Consider the following 3,664-nt stretch of genomic DNA (forward strand, 5'->3'; position numbering starts at 1 on the left):
GTGCTGGTTGATCTCGATCTTGATTCGACCGCTGCCGACGAGGTCGAACAGTTCACCCGCCAGGGCAGCTTTTTCCGCCGGGTCGGCGATGTAGTCCGCCAGAGCCGGGCGGGTCATGAACAGCGAGCCTTTCATCGCCAGCAGCACCGGATCGAACGCCGGGATCGGGCCGGACGCCGTGCCGACGCACACCATCAGGCCGCGGCGCTTGAGCGAATCCAGGGAGCCCATGAAAGTATTCTTGCCGACACTGTCGAACACCACGTTGACCCCAACACCATCAGTCAATTCGCGAACGCGCTGGGCGACGTCTTCATGGCTGTAGTTGATGACATGGTCGCAGCCATGGGCCAGGGCGATTTCACCCTTGACCTCGGTGGATACAGTGCCGATGACCGTCAGGCCGAGCAGCTTGGCCCACTGCGAAACGATCAGGCCGACGCCACCGGCAGCGGCGTGCAGCAAAATACTGTCGCCGGCCTTGAAATCGTAAATGCGCCGCATCAGGTACGACGATGTCAGGCCGCGCATGGTCATGGCCGCGGCAGTCTCGAAACTGATGGTTTCCGGCAGCTTGATCAGCGGCGCGGCCGGGATCAGGCGCTCGGTGCTGTAGGCCCCCAATGTATTGAGAAACCCGGTGTAGGTGACGCGATCACCCACCTGTACGTTGGTAACCCCCTCACCGATGGCCTGGACCACACCGGAAGCTTCAACCCCCATGCCGCTGGGCATCGGAATCGGGTAAGTGCCATTGCGAAAGTAGGTGTCGGCATAGTTCAGGCCAACCGCTACATGACGAAGACGGACCTGGCCTGGACCGGGTTCACCAACTTCGACCTCTTCATAACGAAGAACGTCGGGACCACCGGTTTCGTAGAAGCGTACGGCTTTGGCCATGTTGTCTTATTCTCCAGTCTGCAATATTGTCGTGTCGCGTCGATTTGCGCTGATTGGACTCTAGGACGCCGTCTGACGGGCCGCTTCTCATCAGACGACAATGGCTTTTCATTTCGTGACAGCTGCCCGGGCGGTGGGCGCTGCATCAACGCATGCGGCAGCACCGCGCAGTCGACCGCCAAGCAGAAGAACGGTCTGTCGAACCTGCTGGAGGTCATCAAGGTCGCGGGTGTCTGGCTGGTTAGCGGACGATCTGCTCGCGCTCCCGATGCTTCAAGCCGATCAGGTCACCGACCCTTGAACGCTTACCAGATCTCCAAGCGCGGGAACTCGTTGCGAGTCATGGCGCAAGCGGTGCGCTGGGGCAAACGCGGCGCGCGAGTCAATACGATCAGCCCCGACATCATCTTTACACCACTGGCACGGGACGAACCAAACGGCCCACGTGGTGAGGGCTACCGGCGCATGATTGACCTGAGCGCGGCAGGACGCGATGGAACGCCAGACGCATCGCCGGCCGTGACCCACACCCGCTTATTTCGCCGAGGGTAGAGACAGGTGCGCAATGGCAGCTTGAGCCATTTCAATCTCGGCGATGGCGTCTTCGGCATGGTCGGGCTTGACCCAATTAAACTCGGTATCGCCAATTATTGCGCCAATTGACTTCCTGCACAGCTCGTCGGCTGCCACGCCGTGTCGCCCAGCGACGGCCATTACCGTTTTAAGCGCTATCTCAAGCGCAACCACTCGATCTTCGCTCATGACGCAACCCTCTGTGTAGAGCATTAAGCGTAGATCAATCCGAACTTCAATGAATCATGCTCGCTGGGGCCGAAAACGAGAAAAGCCCTGCACGCGTAAACCTGCAGGGCTTCTCGGTCATGCTGACCTCGCATTAAGCCGGAAAAGACTTCACTGTGAGTTAGCAGCGGATTTGGCACCGACCAGGACCTTGGACGATGAACTCGGTAGAGGATGGGAAACAGGCGTGAAGGGCTCTGTGAGCATGACAATGCGCCATGCCACTTCAGTTCGACAAAGGGCTGTGAAGGCCGCCTGTCCTCTCGCCTGAAAGTACGCTCAAGCGTTCAACCCTCACCGGATCAACAAGCATATACAATGCGCAAGAGCACATTACAAACTGGTGCCCAAAACACAAAAAGGAAGATGTGTGTTATTCCGAATCTGAACGCCACACGTTCAGTGATAGTGCTGATGCTTGGCACCCTCTCTCATTCATGCACATCTCTGACACGTTCTCGTCCCCCTGCATGAGTAAGACAATGCTTCGCTCCAACACCCGATGGTTATGGCTTTACTTCCCGATGAGCTGGATTGCCGTAGGGGTTGTGCTTCTGCACATCGTTTTCTACGACTGGACCCTTCTGACGCCCAAGGATGTCGGCGGTACCCTGTTCGGCGGTGCCATGTCCACCCAACTGTTTCTCAGCGGCTGGACCGTTGCCACCCTCGGCCTGATAGTGACTATCCTGCTACGGCTGCCGGGGTCGATCCTCGCCTGGATCACCGCCGGGATTGTGCCGCTGTGCATCGGTGGCTGGTGGCAATTGAACTACCCGGACGATGCCAACGGCAATCTGCTTTACAGCCCCGTACAGGCCGATATCACGATTGCCATGCTAATCGGCGCAGCGATCCTGGCCAGCGGTTTGTATGCCCGTTTCAGGATAAAAACGGCGTCCAGAAACGCGTCACTCTCCGGGCTGAAAATATTCGGGAAAACCGTGGCTGCAGCAGCGTTGAGCGCATTTTTTATAGCCGTGCCACTGGCCTTCCTCAAGCAGCAGGCATTGCCCTATTGCGCCTTCAGCAAGGAAGGTCAGCAGTTGTCGGTCTGTTTGAGCGAGGAGGATGTACATACGATTGTGGAATAAGCACGCTGATACCTACTGGCTAGACGTTTACGTGACCAGAGTAAAACATGCCCCCGAGCACCATGTTCAAAGCCTGGCGTCAATCAGTAGATCGGATGGGATGTACCTGATGGCTTTCGCAATGCGCAAACAATATAGCGAACGTGACACAGCTCGATTAGTTGCTTCATGGCGAGGAAACTTACGTCTGCGGCGATACGGGGGACACCGAAGTGGGTAAGCGCCCGTAGCGTGGACCAATCCCCCTGAAACAGTACGACTAGAGGAAAGATCCATGAGTTAAGGACAGGAAAGATCTGTTTTTCGACCAACTCATGATTTTTTTAACCTCAAGTAGCGAGGGCATAAAAAATCGGTAGGTACTTCAGTCCTTCCTTAGAGCGCACTAAACAACGCAAATACACCCACCACGGCCCACAGCACTGACACATACTGCATGGGCACATAAAACAACGTGTGCTTCTTGCGAAAGATCACTTCGCCACCCGTGTTTTTATCTATGTAGGTTTTGCCCGGCTGGTTATTCAGCTTGTGGCCAATATAGGCGTTGGCGGCCGCACCAACCAATAGACCGACACCCAGCCCGAGCCCATTGAAGAGCCCAGCGAAAGGCACCACGCAGAGCAGCGGGATAAGAATCGAAAGAACACCCCATCCTTGCCAAATAATAAAAAACATAACACGTCCCTGGTTAATTTTTGAGGCGCGCAATCTAACAAAAAAGTGGCGCCGCGGCAATAACTTGAAATCAATTGCCAGCCATATGATGAATCATGCGAACAAAGGCCCTGATTAACTTAACGAATAAAACTTCTCAGGGCATAAGCCTGATGGCTCAGTAGTTGATGCAGAGTGAATTGGCCCTTGGG

4 protein-coding genes and 2 pseudogenes are annotated in these 3,664 nt (G+C 55.8%); 3 read left to right on the forward strand and 3 right to left on the reverse strand.

Features of this window, described 5'->3' with window-relative positions; genetic code table 11:
* The coding region (locus AC1DH9_RS24925; protein WP_477808971.1) for a quinone oxidoreductase family protein at nucleotides 1–900 on the reverse strand (900 nt) is incomplete at its 3' end.
* Between the two features lie 247 nt (nucleotides 901–1,147).
* On the opposite strand from AC1DH9_RS24925, the pseudogene AC1DH9_RS24930 reads away from it, so the two are divergent.
* Nucleotides 1,148–1,422, forward strand: a pseudogene (locus AC1DH9_RS24930) (SDR family oxidoreductase); the annotation flags it as partial.
* A gap of 12 nt (nucleotides 1,423–1,434) precedes the next feature.
* On the opposite strand, the gene AC1DH9_RS24935 reads toward AC1DH9_RS24930, so the two are convergent.
* On the reverse strand, nucleotides 1,435–1,662 hold the full coding sequence (locus tag AC1DH9_RS24935) for a hypothetical protein (RefSeq protein WP_427533802.1): 228 nt from the start codon (nucleotides 1,660–1,662) through the stop codon (nucleotides 1,435–1,437).
* Nucleotides 1,663–2,183: 521 nt separating this feature from the next.
* On the opposite strand from AC1DH9_RS24935, the gene AC1DH9_RS24940 reads away from it, so the two are divergent.
* Together AC1DH9_RS24940 and AC1DH9_RS24945 are read left to right on the forward strand one after the other, a co-directional pair.
* A complete protein-coding gene (locus tag AC1DH9_RS24940; RefSeq protein WP_427536380.1) occupies nucleotides 2,184–2,795 on the forward strand; it encodes a hypothetical protein in 612 nt (203 codons plus the stop codon).
* A 125-nt stretch (nucleotides 2,796–2,920) separates the two neighbouring features.
* Nucleotides 2,921–3,019 (forward strand): annotated as a pseudogene (locus AC1DH9_RS24945) (IS5/IS1182 family transposase); the annotation flags it as partial.
* A gap of 151 nt (nucleotides 3,020–3,170) precedes the next feature.
* Here AC1DH9_RS24945 and AC1DH9_RS24950 read toward each other — a convergent pair.
* Nucleotides 3,171–3,473, reverse strand: coding sequence for a hypothetical protein (locus AC1DH9_RS24950; RefSeq protein WP_427536378.1), 303 nt, complete (start codon nucleotides 3,471–3,473; stop codon nucleotides 3,171–3,173).
* Nucleotides 3,474–3,664 lie beyond the last annotated feature (191 nt).

This window comes from Pseudomonas sp. 05T35 (assembly GCF_056396605.1).

Coding starts and splice junctions, on each gene's coding strand:
- AC1DH9_RS24950 (WP_427536378.1), bottom strand. CDS start 3,473: ATGTTTTTTATTATTTGGCAAGGATGGGGTGTTCTTTCGATTCTTATC.
- AC1DH9_RS24940 (WP_427536380.1), top strand. CDS start 2,184: ATGCTTCGCTCCAACACCCGATGGTTATGGCTTTACTTCCCGATGAGC.
- AC1DH9_RS24935 (WP_427533802.1), bottom strand. CDS start 1,662: ATGAGCGAAGATCGAGTGGTTGCGCTTGAGATAGCGCTTAAAACGGTA.